This window comes from Streptomyces tyrfis, from assembly GCF_037034285.1.
Classification (GTDB): Bacteria; Actinomycetota; Actinomycetes; order Streptomycetales; family Streptomycetaceae; genus Streptomyces.
The window spans coordinates 1-14,078 of record NZ_JBAGJZ010000087.1; the positions used below are offsets into that span (position 1 = coordinate 1).

10 protein-coding genes are annotated in these 14,078 nt (G+C 70.3%); 1 reads left to right on the forward strand and 9 read right to left on the reverse strand.

From position 1 onward, the window contains the following. From WA762_RS34830 to WA762_RS34870, 9 genes are all read right to left on the reverse strand, one after another. On the reverse strand, nt 1–912 hold a 912-nt coding region (locus WA762_RS34830; RefSeq protein WP_335941597.1), incomplete at its 3' end, for an ABC transporter ATP-binding protein. Next, on the reverse strand, nt 905–1,960 hold the full coding sequence (locus WA762_RS34835; RefSeq protein ID WP_335941598.1) for an ABC transporter ATP-binding protein: 1,056 nt from the start codon (nt 1,958–1,960) through the stop codon (nt 905–907). The genes WA762_RS34830 and WA762_RS34835, both read right to left, overlap by 8 nt. A 17-nt stretch (nt 1,961–1,977) precedes the next feature. Further along, a complete protein-coding gene (locus tag WA762_RS34840) occupies nt 1,978–2,901 on the reverse strand; it encodes an ABC transporter permease (RefSeq protein WP_335941599.1) in 924 nt (307 codons plus the stop codon). A 31-nt stretch (nt 2,902–2,932) separates the two neighbouring features. Next, nucleotides 2,933–3,856: an ABC transporter permease gene (locus tag WA762_RS34845; protein WP_335941600.1), complete on the reverse strand. Its 924-nt coding sequence runs from the start codon at nt 3,854–3,856 to the stop codon at nt 2,933–2,935. Nucleotides 3,857–4,024: 168 nt separating this feature from the next. Continuing rightward, nucleotides 4,025–5,674, reverse strand: a complete 1,650-nt coding sequence (locus tag WA762_RS34850) for a peptide ABC transporter substrate-binding protein (RefSeq protein WP_335941601.1) — start codon at nt 5,672–5,674, stop codon at nt 4,025–4,027. Nucleotides 5,675–6,246: 572 nt separating this feature from the next. Beyond that, the gene (typA, locus tag WA762_RS34855; protein WP_335941602.1) at nt 6,247–8,151 is read right to left on the reverse strand and encodes a translational GTPase TypA; all 1,905 of its coding nucleotides are present in this window, start codon (nt 8,149–8,151) and stop codon (nt 6,247–6,249) included. A 519-nt stretch (nt 8,152–8,670) separates the two neighbouring features. Continuing rightward, a complete protein-coding gene (locus tag WA762_RS34860) occupies nt 8,671–11,253 on the reverse strand; it encodes an ABC transporter family substrate-binding protein (protein WP_335941603.1) in 2,583 nt (860 codons plus the stop codon). A gap of 197 nt (nt 11,254–11,450) precedes the next feature. Beyond that, on the reverse strand, nt 11,451–12,014 hold the full coding sequence (locus tag WA762_RS34865; RefSeq protein ID WP_335941604.1) for an isochorismatase family protein: 564 nt from the start codon (nt 12,012–12,014) through the stop codon (nt 11,451–11,453). Between the two features lie 115 nt (nt 12,015–12,129). Beyond that, entirely contained in the window at nt 12,130–12,633 is a 504-nt protein-coding gene (locus WA762_RS34870) for a MarR family winged helix-turn-helix transcriptional regulator (protein WP_335941605.1), read from the reverse strand. A 172-nt stretch (nt 12,634–12,805) separates the two neighbouring features. On the opposite strand from WA762_RS34870, the gene WA762_RS34875 reads away from it, so the two are divergent. Next, the gene (locus tag WA762_RS34875; protein ID WP_335941606.1) at nt 12,806–13,858 is read left to right on the forward strand and encodes a LacI family DNA-binding transcriptional regulator; all 1,053 of its coding nucleotides are present in this window, start codon (nt 12,806–12,808) and stop codon (nt 13,856–13,858) included. Nucleotides 13,859–14,078: the final 220 nt, after the last annotated feature.

A 14,078-nucleotide genomic window follows, 5' to 3' on the forward strand; every position in this document is an offset into this window, starting at 1 on the left:
CGGCACCGGCACGGCGGACAGCAGCGCCTGGGTGTACGGGTGCGTCGGGTGGTCGTAGATCTGCGCGTCGGTGCCGATCTCGGCCATCCTGCCGAGGTACATCACGCCGACCCGGTCCGAGATGTGCCGGACGATCGACAGGTCGTGCGCGATGAAGAGGTAGGAGAGGTTGAACTCGTCCTGGAGCTTCTCCATCAGGTTGATGACCTGCGCCTGCACCGACACGTCGAGCGCGGAGACCGGCTCGTCGCAGATGATGATCTCCGGGTTGAGCGCGAGGCCGCGGGCGATGCCGATGCGCTGGCGCTGACCGCCGGAGAACTGGTGCGGGTAGCGGTTGATGTACTCCGGGTTCAGGCCCACCACGTCCAGGAGTTCCTGGACCTTGCGGCGGCGGTCGCCCTTCGGCGCCACCTCGGGGTGGATCTCGTACGTCTCGCCGATGATGTCGCCCACCGTCATGCGGGGGTTCAGCGAGGTGTACGGGTCCTGGAACACCATCTGGATGTTCCGGCGGACGGCCTTGAGGGCCTTGCCGGACAGCTTGGTGATGTCCTGGCCCTTGTAGAAGATCTCGCCGGAGGTGGCGGTCTCCAGGAGCATCAGGAGCTTGGCGACGGTGGACTTGCCGCAGCCGGACTCGCCCACGATGCCGAGCGTCTCGCCCTGGTACAGGTCGAAGGAGACCCCGTCGACGGCCTTGACCGCGCCGATCTGCTTCTTGAACAGGATGCCCTGGGTCAGCGGGAAGTGCTTGACCAGGTTGCGCACCTGAAGGATCGGCTCGCCCCGGTCCACCTTGGCGTCGAGGGCGGCGACCGCCTCCGCCTCGGTGGCGACGTCGGCCGTGTCCACCTCGGTGACGTTGGGGGTGGCGTCCACGGCGTCGGCCTTCTTGCTGTCCTCAGCCATGGATCTGCTCCTTCCAGAAGTGGCAGGCGCTGCTGCGGCCGGCCAGCTCGGTGCCGTCCGTCTCGGTCACCGGCAGCAGGGCCGGGGACTCGGTGCGGCAGATGTCCTGCGCCTTGGGGCAGCGCGGGTTGAAGGCACAACCGGACGGCGCCTTCAGCAGGTTGGGCGGCAGGCCCTTGATCGCGTAGAGCTCGTGGCCCTTCTGGTCCAGGCGCGGGATCGAGTCGAGCAGGCCGCGGGTGTACGGGTGCGCGGGGCGCTTGTACAGCTCGTGGATCGGGGACTGCTCGACGATCCGGCCCGCGTACATGACCGCGATCTTGTCCGCGACGTCGGCGACCACGCCGAGGTCGTGGGTGATCAGGATCAGGCCCATGTTGTACTCGCGCTGGAGGTCCGCCAGCAGGTCCATGACCTGGGCCTGGACCGTCACGTCGAGCGCCGTGGTGGGCTCGTCCGCGATGATCAGGTCGGGCTCCAGGGCCAGCGCCATGGCGATCATGATGCGCTGGCGCATACCGCCGGAGAACTGGTGCGGGTAGTCGTTGACACGGCTGCCGGCGGCCGGGATCTTCACCCGGTCCATCAGCTCGATGGCCTTGGCCTTGGCGTCCTTCTTGGACATGCCCTGGTGGACCCGGAACATCTCGCCGAGCTGGTTGCCGACCGAGTAGACCGGGTTCAGCGCGGAGAGCGCGTCCTGGAAGATCATCGCCATCTTCGGGCCTCGCAGCTTGCGCCGCTCGTTCTCCGGGAGCTGGAGGATGTCCTGCCCCTGGAAGAGGATCTCGCCCTTGGCGACCCGTCCGGGGGGCGAGTCGAGGATGCCCATGATCGCCTGCGCGGTCACGGACTTGCCGGAGCCGGACTCGCCGAGGACGGCGAGCGTCTCACCGGCGCGAACGCTGTAGTTGACGCCGTTGACGGCCTTGACGATGCCTTCGCGGGTCTTGAACTCGACGTGCAGGTCGCGCACTTCGAGGACCGGGGCGTCGGCGTCGCCGGAGCGCCGGTCCGGTGCCTGTGCGGTGACGTGTGAAGTAGTCATGTCGTGGTGCCGCCCTCTCAGCGCAGCTTCGGATCAAGGGCGTCGCGCAGCCCGTCACCGACGAAAACGAAACCAAGGACGGTCAGGACGATGGCGATGGAGGGGTACACCCACAGGTAGTCCTTCACACCGAGGAAGTCCTTGGCGGCCGACAGCATGTTGCCCCACTCCGCGACCTCGGGGCTGACGCCGACGCCCAGGAAGGACAGGGCGGCCTCGGCCACGATCGCGCTGCCGACGCTGAAGGCGGCGTACGCCATCACGGCGGCGATGGAGTTGGGGATGATGTGCCGGACGATGATCCGGGTGGTGCTGGCGCCCAGGGCCCGGGCGGCGAGCACGTAGTCGGCCTCACGGACCGACAGGATCGAGCTGCGCAGCAGTCGCGACACGGTCGGCCAGGAGAAGATCGCCAGTGAGATGATCACCGGGGCGACGCCGCGGCCCATCGCGATGATGATGACGATGGCGCCGATCAGCAGCGGGAAGGCGAAGAAGACGTCCGCGATGCGCATGAGCACCGAGTCGACGGCCTTGCCGAAGTAACCGGCGAGGGCGCCGATGACGATGCCGATGAGGCAGGCCAGGAAGATCGAGGCGAGACCGATCACGACGGCGATGCGGGCGCCGTAGATGATGCGCGACAGCTGGTCGCGGCCGAGCGCGTCGGTGCCCAGCAGGTGGTCGCCGCCCGGCGCCTGGAGAGTGTTGTTGAGGTTCTGCGCCAGCGGGTCGAACGGCGCCAGCACCGGGGCCAGCGCCGCGGTCAGGAACAGCAGGACGACCAGCACCAGGCCGACCACGGCCAGCTTGTTGGCCATGAAGCGGTGGCGGATCTCGCCCCACTGGGTGACGCGGGCGATCGCCGGCTCGGCCTCGGCCGGAGCGGCCGCCTTCTGAGCGGTCCCCGCCTCCGCTGTGCTCTTGGTGAGCTCAGTCATGGGTGTGACTCCTAGAACGGGCTGCCTGGGATCAGGCGAGACGGATGCGCGGGTCGAGGACCGCGTACAAGAGGTCGACGATCAGGTTGAGCAGGACGAACACGGCGACGCCGAAGGTCACCACGCCGATGATGATCGGGTTGTTCTGCTGCTGGACCGCCTGCACCAGCGCGAGCCCGATGCCGTCCCAGTTGAAGATCGCCTCGGTGATGAGCGCACCACCGAGCAGGCTGCCGAAGGAGATGCCCAGGTAGGTGACGACCGGGATGATCGAGTTGCGCATCACGTGCTTGACGAGAACCGTGCGCCGGGGCAGGCCCTTGGCGACGGCCGTCTTGACGTAGTCGGCCCGCAGCACCTCCAGCATGGTGCCGCGCATGAGTCTCGCCACCAGCGCCGCGTCGAGGATCGCGAGCGTGAAGGCAGGCAGGACGAGGGAGTTGAAGGAGCCGTCGGAGATCAGCGGGAACCATTGGAGGTCCACCACGAAGAACTTCTGCAGGACCATACCGATGATGAAGGATGGGAATCCGACGGCCAACGTGGTCAGCAGTGTGATCAACACGTCCCAGAACGAGTATCTGAACAGCGCGGCGATCAGGCCGGCGAAGACGCCGATCGCGATGTCGATGGCGATGGCCGCGATAGCCAGCTCGGCGGTGTTCGCGAGCTTCGGCTTCAGGATCTCGGTCACCGGGCGGCGCTGGGTGAAGTCCTCGCCGAGGTCGCCCTTGGCCAGCTTCTGGACGAAGTGCCCGTACTGCACCGGCAGCGGGTCGTTGAGTCCGTAACGTTCTCGGAGCTCGGCCACGACGGCCGGGTCACGGGCCTTGTCGCCACCGAGCGAACCCACGGGGTCGCCGGGCAGGATGAACAGACAGCAGAAGAGAACAACGGTCGCACCGAAGAGGACGACGATCATCTGCCCGAGCCGGCGGATCACATATCTGCCCACGATGCCTCCTTCACATACTGAGTGTGGGGATGGGCGGCATCATCCGATCGGGAGAGCGGCCGCCGCCGGGCGCCGTCAGAGGGGTGCGCCCGGTACTGGGCGAAGGCCGTGGAAGCCGAAGAAGTTACTCCGACTCCACGGCCTTCGCCTACCTGCTGAAGAAGGCTCTTACTTGAGCGTGATCTCCGCGAGGTCCGGGTCCTCGAAGAAGTTCATCTTGAAGTTGCTGAACTTCTTGGTGTTCACCAGACGGTACTGCGAACGCTGCCAGAGCGGGATGACACCCTGGTCCTCGTCGAGCGCGATCTTCTCGGCCTGCTTGTACAGGTCGGCGCGCTTGGCGGCGTCCTTCTCGGAACGGGCCTGGTCGAGCAGCTTGTCGAACTTGGGGTTCGAGTAGCGACCGCGGTTGTCGCCCTGCGCCTTGCCGGTCGCCTTGTCCTCACCGATGCCGGCGGTGCTCAGCAGCGGGGCGAGGAAGTTGTCGGCGGTCGGGTAGTCGGCGGTCCACGCCGAACGCCACAGACCGTCGGCCTTCTTCTCCTGCTGCGCGGCCAGGGCCTCCTTGAACGGCTTGCCGTCCAGCTTGACGTTGAGGCCGAGGACGTCCTTCAGCTGCGCGGCGATGGCCTGGACCCACTCCTCGTGGCCGGCGCCGGTGTTGTAGCCGAAGTTGATGGTCGTGCCCGGCTTCAGGCCGCCCTTCTCGGCGAGCTCCTTGGCCTTGGCCTTGTCCTGCTTGACGCAGGAGGTGCAGACACCGGCCTGGTAGGTGTCGGCGAAGGACGGCGGCAGGAACGCGGTGGCCGGCTTCTGCATGCCCTGGAAGACGGACTTGGCGATGGCCTCGCGGTCGATCGCGTACGAGATCGCCTTGCGCGCGTCGGCGTTGTTCAGCGGCTTGTTCTCGTTGAACACGACCAGGTAGTTGATGCCGGAGAACTCGGCCGAGTACCACTCGCCCTGCGGCTCGTACTTGGCCTTGGCGACCGAGAGCTGCGGCGTGGGCATACGCGCGAAGTCGAACTGACCCGACTGGAAGCCCGTGTACTCCAGCTGGGAGCTGTTGGCCGGGTTCAGGATCTTGATCTCGACCTTGTCGAGCTTGGCCTTGTTCAGGCCGTAGTCGTCGTTGCGGACGAGCGTGATCGACTTGTTGTGCTCCCAGTTGCCCTCCATCTTGAAGGGGCCGTTGCCGATCGGGGCGTCGTTGTACTTCTTGTTGTCACCGGCGCCGGCGACCTTCGGGACCGGGCTGAAGGCCGCGTGGGCGGTCTTCTTGTCGAACTCGAAGTCGACCTCGGTCAGTTCGACCTTGAGGGTGTTGGCGTCCGGAGCGGACAGACCGGCGAACTTGTCGGTCTTGCCGCCCTTGAGGTCGTCGTAGCCCTTGATGCCGGCCATGTGGTACGAGACGTCGGAGGCCGACGCCTTCGCGGCGACACGGGTCCAGCCGCGGATGAACGCCTCGGCGTCGACGGGCTCACCGTTGGTGAACTTCGTGCCGGCCTTGATCTTGAACGTCCAGGTCTTGCCGTCCTCGGACGTGCCGGACTCGGCGAGCTTCGGAACGAGCTTGCCGTCCGTGGCCACGTCGTACAGCTGGGTGAAGAGAGCCCGGGCGACGAGCATGCCCTCGGACTCCTGGGAGTTCACCGGGTCGATGGAAACGGGCTCGGTGATGCCGAGCCGGAACGTACCGCCGTCGCCCCCCTTACCGGCGCTGTCCTTCTTGTCGTCCCCGCCGCCACAGGCGGTCGCGGCCAGGGCGATGATTGCCGCTCCCGCGACCCACTTGGCGCTCTTGGCACCACGCATGGGTTTCCTCCTCATGAGTCCACTTTTGACTACAAGAAGGGCACTGGAGTGATACACCGACACCCCTGACGGTGATCGTTCAGTGCCCCGAGTGTGCTCGTGAGTCGGCACTCCCCACAGTGCGTGACCCATTGACCCGAGCTCATCGAGCCAACTATTAAGGACCGCCGGGCCGTAAACCACACCTAAAGGGTCTCGTTTTGACAACATCAATCGCACGCGTAGACCCGAAATACGGACAAAGCGATCCTAGACAGACACCCCCGAAACGGACCGTTAATACATGTTCCGGAGAGCGACGGTCGATATACGGACGCCTGATCGAAGAAATCGAGTTGTGACCTTGCGGAAGATGCGCTTCCCTTCCCTCCTCCAGCCGGCGCCGTTTACTTCCAGTCACCAATGCAGGACCGCGTGCGCCCGACGCGGCCGGAACCACGGGTGACGGAAACGCCGGGGTCAAGGGCCTGACGGGGCCGGATCGCGGCCGCGAAAGGGACCGGCCCCTCCGCGGTGTTCGCGAAGGGGCCGGTCCGGCGGGCGAGTCCGGCGGAGACGTCCGAGGGCGGCGGTCAGCGCTTGGCGCGCGAGGCGGCCCGGGCGCGCTCGCGGGCGTCCAGGTTGACCTTGCGGATGCGGACGGCCTCCGGGGTCACCTCGACGCACTCGTCGTCGCGGCAGAACTCCAGCGACTGCTCCAGGGAGAGCTTGCGCGGCGGCACGATCGACTCGGCGACATCGGCCGTGGAGGAGCGCATGTTGGTGAGCTTCTTCTCCTTGGTGATGTTGACGTCCATGTCGTCGGAGCGGGAGTTCTCACCGACGATCATGCCCTCGTACACCTCGGTGCCCGGCTCGACGAAGAGGACGCCGCGCTCCTGGAGGTTGGTCATCGCGAAGCCGGTGACGGAGCCGGACCGGTCCGCGACGAGGGAACCGTTGTTGCGCGTGGTCAGCGTGCCGAACCACGGCTCGTGGCCCTCGTGGATGGAGTGCGCGATGCCGGTGCCGCGGGTCTGCGTCAGGAACTCGGTGCGGAAGCCGATCAGACCGCGGGAGGGGACGACGAACTCCATGCGGACCCAGCCGGAGCCGTGGTTCGACATGTTGTCCATGCGGCCCTTGCGGACGCCCATGAGCTGCGTGACCGCGCCCATGTGCTCCTCGGGGACGTCGACGGTCAGGCGCTCGACGGGCTCGTGGACCTTGCCGTCGACCTCCCGGGTGACGACCTGCGGCTTCCCGACGGTCAGCTCGAACCCCTCGCGGCGCATCTGCTCGACGAGGATGGCCAGCGCCAGCTCGCCGCGGCCCTGCACCTCCCAGGCGTCGGGGCGCTCGGTGTCGAGGACGCGGAGCGAGACGTTGCCGATCAGCTCGCGGTCGAGGCGGTCCTTGACCTGGCGGGCGGTGACCTTGCGGTCCTTGACGGCCGCCTTGTTGTCGGCGCCCTTGCCGGTGCCGCCGCGGCCGACCAGCGGGGAGGTGTTGGTGCCGATGGTCATCGAGATGGCGGGCTCGTCGACCGTGATCAGCGGCAGCGCGATCGGGTTCTCCGGGTCGGCCAGCGTCTCGCCGATCATGATGTCGGGGATGCCGGCGATGGCGCAGATGTCGCCGGGGCCCGCCACCTCGGCCGGCTTGCGGGTGAGCGCCTCGGTCATCAGCAGCTCGGAGATGCGGACATTGGCCATCGTGCCGTCGCGCTTGATCCAGGTGACGGTCTGGCCCTTGCGCAGCTCGCCCTGCTCGACGCGGCAGAGCGCGATGCGGCCGAGGAAGTTGTCGGCGTCCAGGTTGGTGACGTGGGCCTGGAGCGGGGCCTCCTCGTCGTACCGCGGGGCCGGGATGTGCTGCAGGATCGTCGAGAAGAACGGCTCCAGGCTGGTGGAGTCGGTCGGGACGGTGCCGTCCTCCGGCTTGGTCAGCGAGGCGATGCCGTCGCGGCCGCAGGCGTAGACGATCGGGAACTCGATCTGCTCCTCGTCCGCGTCCAGGTCGAGGAAGAGGTCGTACGTCTCGTTCACGACCTCGTCGATGCGGGAGTCGGGACGGTCCGTCTTGTTGATGCACAGGATGACGGGCAGCCGGGCCTGCAGGGCCTTGCGCAGCACGAAACGCGTCTGCGGGAGCGGGCCCTCGGAGGAGTCCACCAGCAGCACCACGCCGTCGACCATCGACAGACCGCGCTCGACCTCGCCGCCGAAGTCGGCGTGGCCGGGGGTGTCGATGATGTTGATCGTGATCGGGTCCCCGCCGTCCTTGGGGTGGTACTTCACCGCCGTGTTCTTGGCGAGGATCGTGATGCCCTTCTCACGCTCCAGGTCGTTCGAGTCCATGACGCGGTCGTCCACGGAGTCGAGCTGGTGCGCGGCGAAGGCGCCGGCCTGCTTGAGCATGCCGTCGACGATGGTGGTCTTGCCGTGGTCGACGTGGGCGACGATGGCTACGTTGCGGATGTCATGGCGCGTGGGCATGGGTGGCTTGAGCTTCTCTCGGTTCGTGGGACCAGGCGTCTCAGTCGCTCTCGGGGCCTCGTACGCCCGCCGGGCGTACGCGCCACGGCTACCCACCATCGTAAAGGGCCGACGCGGCGACGGCTTCCCCGGCGAATCACCGCCGGTTCCGGGACCGGCGCCGCGCCCCGGCGGAGCGGGCGCCCCACCCCTCTGCCCAGCGGTCGCGCGGCGGGCGCGACCGCCCCCGCCGCGGCGCCGGCCTCGCGTTCGTCACACCGTGGCCATGTCTTCCGACGGAATTCACGAAGGACACGGCCACGGTCCCCGGTGGGACGTCTGACACGGGGCTTGGGCGACCCCGGAGGTGGGGCTCCGGAGCGGCGGGGACCCTGTGCCCGGCCGGGAGCCGGGGCTCCGGGGCGGGGCTCAGAGGTGGGGGGAATGAGCGGCCACCCGGGTCAGCGGGTGATCACGACCTTGCCCGCCGGGAATCCGGCGGGCAAGGGAATTGAGCCAGTTCTGAGCTTTCGGGGGCGCCTACTCCGAAGAGTCCGCGGAATCCGAGGTATCCGAGGTATCCGAGGTATCCGAGGTGTCCGAGGTGTCCGAGGTGTCGGAAGAGGCCGAGGCGTCCGAGGGGGCCGGGGAGTCCGAGGCGTCCGGGGAGGCCGAGGGCGCCGGGGAGGCCGGGGAGCCCGAGGGGGCCGGGGCGGGCGGCTGCCGCTTCTGGTTCGGCGGGGCCCCGGCGGGCTGCGCCTGCTTGAAGCCGATGTCCTGGTAGTGCGGCGTCCCGAAGCCGAAGGCGCCGACGTTCACCAGCTTCTTGTCGGTCGCCACGAGCTGCGGCCGCTGGTAGAGCGGGATCGACGCCGCGGCGGCCCAGATCCTGGCGTCCGCCTGCGCCATCAGGTCCCGGGCGGCGCCCTCGTCGAGCTCGGCGGCCGCCTGGTCGAAGAGCTGGTCGATGTGGTCCGTGCCGACCCGGGTGTAGTTCTGCTCGACCGTCAGCGAACCGTCCCCGGCGGGCACCGGCTTGGCGAAGATCGGCCGGTCGTCGGTCGCCGGATAGGCGGTGGCGGGCCAGGAGTAGAGCGCCAGGTCGTAGTCGCCGGAGGCGATGTGGTCCCGGAAGTAGGTGTCGTCGGAGACCTTGGTGATCGAGGTGCCGATGCCGATGGCGTCGAGCATCGCCGCGATCTTGTTGCCGACGGCCCGCAGCGGCTCCGACCCGGGCCCGGACGGCAGGACGAACCGGAGGTTCAGCGTCTGGCCGTCCTTGCCGAGCGGGCCGCGGGCGGTGCCCGGGGCGGGGGCCGCGGTGCCGGCGGGGGCGTACGCGCCGGCCGCGCCGCCGGTGCGCCTGTCGTGGACGGCGGCTCCGGCGGCGGCCTCCTCGGAGGCGCCGGTACGGGCCAGGTGACCGGCCTGCCGCAGCAGCGCGGCGCCGTGGGCCGAGGCGGCGGGGGCGGGAGCGAGGATCTGGCGGGCCGCGCCGGACCCGTCCGCCCCGCCGGATCCGTCGCCGTCCCTGACGGCGTACAGGCCCTCGTCGGAGCCGGGCGCGCCCTCGTCCGTCCGCACCTCGTCGGCCCGGCCGGAGTCGCCCCGGCGGTTGGGCCCGGCGGCGGGGTTCCCGGCGTTCCCGTCGGCCACGCCGTGGGCGTGCTCGCCGTTCTTCTCGTCCTTGCCGTCCTTGTCCTTCTTCTCGGCCTTCTCGGCCTCGCTGCCCGCCTTCGCGCCGCCCGGCTTCCTGACCGCGCCCTCACGGGTCCAGCCCGCGTCGGCCAGCAGGGCCCGCGCCTCCTCCGGGTCCGCGCTGCCGAGCGCGCCGCTGCCGTCCTGGTACCCGGGCTGCCCCATCAGGGCCAGATGGCTGCCCAGCGGTGCGGCGGGCAGGCCGAGCGGCTTCAGCACGGTGTCGGCGAGTTCCTGGCGGTTCAGGGCCCGGGCGACCGCCCGGCGCACCCGGTCGTCGGACAGCGGCCCGGACGAGCCGTTCAGCGCGAGCTGGGTGTACGCGGGCTCCAGCGACTTGCGGACCACGAAGGCGCGCAGCCTGCTCTGCTCGGCCGCGTAGGTCTCGGCGGCGGTCCGGGCCCGCTCCCTGGCCGCCCGCGCGCCCGCCGCCTCCGTCTCGTTCGAGCCGTGCGCCACGGCCCAGGAACGCATCGCGGCGGCCGGGTCGCTGTCGGTGGCGGGCCCGTGGGCGGGGGGCTGTCCCTGGCTGCCGCCGTCCCGGGCCTGCGCGATCCGGTGGGCGGTGGCGGCGTCGATCTCGGCGATCTCGACCTTGTGCTCGGTCAGCGCCTGGGCCCGGTCCTGCGGCTTGACGGCGCGGAAGACCAGTGATTCGAGCTTGGCCGGCGAGCCCCACCAGCGCGGTTCGCGGACCAGGGTGACCTCGCCCGCCGCCTTGTCCACGTCGCGCAGCCGGAACGGGCCGGCCGTCGCCTTGAGGGAGAGCCGCGCCCCGTCGTTGAAGGCGTTCGGGGAGCCGGTCACCTCCTTGGGGTACAGCGGCGAGAAGAGCGAGCGCCAGTCCGCGTACGGCTTGGCGAAGGTGACCCGGACCTCGTGGTCGCCGCTGCCGCGCTCGATCTTGGAGATCCGGTCGTAGCCGGCGTTGCGCGCGGTCCAGAACGCCGAGTTCGCGCCGTTGAGGGCCCGCCACTGGGCGATGAAGTCGGGCGCGCCGATCTTCCGGCCGTTGCTCCACACCGCCCGCTTGACGAGCCGGTACTCCACCACCTGCCGGGGCTCGCGCGCGACCACCTTCGCTGACTCCAGGTAGTCGCGGTTCAGCTGCGGCCTGCCCTGGGCGTCCAGCGGGAAGAGGGTGGGCAGCAGGGCCCCGGTGATCCGGCTGGTGGAGCCGTCGGCGTCGGCCTGGAAGGCGTTGAAGGTGGTGGGCACGGCGTCGATCGCCCAGTGGACCGTGCCGCCCGCGGCGACCGCGCCGCGGCTCGTCGCCGCGATGTCCTGGGGTGCGCCGGGCGCCGGCGTTCCGCCGTCGTCGGAGGTACAGCCGGCCAGTACGGGGAGCGTCAGCAGGCCCGTCGTGAGGAACGCGAGCGAGCGGCGCTTTCGGGCCGTCCCCCGCGGGACGCCGACGTGGGACATGGCTGATTACCTCCGGGGCCGGCCCGACCCACCCGCACCGAGACGGGCCGGATTATGCGTTTTGAGTGGCTTATGCAGTTGATCACATTGATTCTGTTCATCCACTGAAAACGCATACGTCCGGGAGGCGGCGGAGACACGGCGCGAGACCGTCCGAAGCTCACTCGGGCGGCGCAGCGGGCCCGGCCCCGGGGCGGTCAGCCGCCGAGCAGTCCGACGATCGCGGCCGTGGTGTCCGTCTCGCCCAGGCGCGGGAAGATCCGCTCGACGCTGTTGCGGTGGGCGTCGGCGTCCATGTCCGTGACCGCGTCCGTGGCGATGGTGACGTGGTAGCCGTGCTCATGGGCGGCGCGGGCGGTGGACTCGACGCCGATGCTGGTCGCCACCCCGGTCAGGACGACCTGGGTGACGCCCCGACGGCGGAGCCGGAGGTCGAGGTCGGTGCCGTGGAACGCGCCCCAGGTGTGCTTGGTGACGACCACATCGCCGTCATGGGGTCCGAGTTCGGGCACGATCTCCGCCCAGTCGGCGGGCGGCCGCCCGCCGCGCGCGGCCTGCCCCTCGGTACGGCCGGGGGCGCCGCCGACGACCCGGACCAGGACGACCGGCAGCCCCTTGGCCCGGAAGGCGTCGGCCAGCGCCGCGGAGCGGGCGACGACGTCGGCGGCGGGGTGGGGCCGGACGGCGGGCAGGCCGACGATGCCCTTCTGGAGGTCGACGACGACCAGTGCGGTGTTCGGGTCCAGGGTGGTGGCGGTCATGGGGCGCTCCTGTGCGCTTGTGCGGTGAGGTGGGATCGGGGCGGGGCGGGATTCGCGAGCGGGCGGGATTCGGGAGCGGGCGGGATTCGGGAGCGGGCGGGCATGCCGCCCCCGCTCACTTCCCGACCAGCCGGTCGAGCAGGTCCGCGGCCTCGGCGACCGTGCGGCGCTCCTCGCCGTCGAGTTCGGCGGCGATGGCCTCGGCGAGCCAGTCGTTCTTGGCGGCCCGGACGGCGGCGAGCACCGCCAGGCCGGTGTCGGTGATCGACATCACCGACTTGCGGCCGTCGGCCGGATCCGGCGCCCGCTCGACCAGCCCCTGGGCCTCCAGCGCGCCGAGGGTGAGCCGCATCGACTGCGGGCGCACGTACTCCGCCCGGGCCAGCGCGGCCGTGGTGGCCGGGCCCTCCCGGTCCAGCCGGCTCAGCACCGCTCGCTGCGTCGGCGTGAGCAGGCTGTCGGAGGACGTGGTGCGCAGTCGCCGCAGCAGCCGGCCGATCACGGCGGTGAGGTGCGACGCGAGCTGCTCCGGGGCCGGTTCGCCGGGCGGGTTCGCAGCCGGTTCGCCGAGCGGGGTCCCGATCGGCTCGCCGGGCGGGTTCGCGGTCGGTTCGGACATGGTCGCAACGTAGAAGATGTGCAGGCCGCCTTGCAAGGCTACCTGTCTTTTCTTGGGGCGCTCTTGCCCGTCACATGGCCCGCGATCTAGGGTGAATGCGCTTTCAGCAGAGGGCCGGACACCCGCTTGCGGCGGGGTCCGGGAACGGAAGAAGAAGCGGACGGTCGGTCGAGTGAGCGCCCCAACGGTGTACGACGTCGCCGAGCGGTCGGGCGTCTCCATTGCCACGGTCTCCCGGGTCTACCGCACCCCCGACTCGGTGCGCGCCCAGACCCGCGAACGGGTCCTCGAAGCCGCCCGCCAGCTCGGTTACGTCCCCAGCGGCAACGCCCGGGGCCTGGCCAGCCGGACCACCGGCGTGCTCGGGCTCTGCTTCCCCGACATGGCCGACCCGGACGCCGAGGCCGACGCGGAGGCGGACAGCGACGCCGACGACGCGGTGATGCTCTACTCCGACCAGATCATCCGCGGCATGGAACGGGCGGCGCGCCGGCACGGGTACGCGCTGCTGATCGCCGCGTCGATGGAGGGCGGACCGGAGAGCGTCGCGAAGGTGGCGGGCCGGGTCGACGGCTTCGCCGTGCTGGCGCGGACGGTGCCGACCGAGGACCTCGAAGTGATCTCGCGGCGGCTGCCGGTGGTGATGCTCGCCGGGCCGCGCGAGATCGATCACCTCGACCACGTCGTCGTCGCCAACGCCGACGGGGAACGCGAGCTGGCCCGGCATCTGATCGAGGACCACGGGCTGCGCAGGCTCGCCTTCGTCGGCGGTGGGGTCGAGTCGCCGGACGCCGAGGCCAGGTTCCGCGGCTTCCGGGAGGCGTGCCGCGACGCCGGGCTCCCGGTGCCGGACGCGCCGGACCTGCGGGCCGAGCTGATGACGCAGGCGGAGGGCGCTCGGACCGCCGAGGCGCTGCTGGACCGGGACGCCGAACGCCCCGAGGCCATGCTGTTCGCCAACGACCAGATGGCGGTGGGCGCACTGCGCGCCCTGGAGCGGCGCGGGGTGCGGATCCCGGAGGACATCGCGGTGACCGGCTTCGACGGGATCCCGCTGAGCCGGATCGTCCGCCCGGCGCTGACCACCGTACGCCAGCCGATCCGCCAACTGGGCGAGCAGGCCGTCGAGTTGCTGGTACAGCGACTGGGCGACGGCAAGCGCGAACCGGTGTCGCTGATGCTGCCGGTCTCCGTGGTCCGCCGCGCGAGCTGCGGCTGCGGCTGAGCGCCGCGCACGCCCGCGCCCACGCGGTGAGCCTTCCCGCGCCCCGGATCCACGCCCCGAATACCCGCCGCGCGCCCGGCTCCGGCTGGACCGCCTGGACCACTGGGAGCGCCGCGCACGCCCGCGCTCCGGGCTCCCGCACGCCCGCGCCTCTCCCCCGTACGGCACGCGCGCACCCGGCGCACGGGCCGGCCGCCCCGGCCGTCCGGGCGCGGGAACG

Coding starts and splice junctions, on each gene's coding strand:
- WA762_RS34870 (WP_335941605.1), bottom strand. CDS start 12,633: ATGTCCGAACCGACCGCGAACCCGCCCGGCGAGCCGATCGGGACCCCG.
- WA762_RS34835 (WP_335941598.1), bottom strand. CDS start 1,960: ATGACTACTTCACACGTCACCGCACAGGCACCGGACCGGCGCTCCGGC.
- WA762_RS34865 (WP_335941604.1), bottom strand. CDS start 12,014: ATGACCGCCACCACCCTGGACCCGAACACCGCACTGGTCGTCGTCGAC.
- WA762_RS34860 (WP_335941603.1), bottom strand. CDS start 11,253: ATGTCCCACGTCGGCGTCCCGCGGGGGACGGCCCGAAAGCGCCGCTCG.
- typA (WP_335941602.1), bottom strand. CDS start 8,151: ATGCCCACGCGCCATGACATCCGCAACGTAGCCATCGTCGCCCACGTC.
- WA762_RS34850 (WP_335941601.1), bottom strand. CDS start 5,674: ATGCGTGGTGCCAAGAGCGCCAAGTGGGTCGCGGGAGCGGCAATCATC.
- WA762_RS34840 (WP_335941599.1), bottom strand. CDS start 2,901: ATGACTGAGCTCACCAAGAGCACAGCGGAGGCGGGGACCGCTCAGAAG.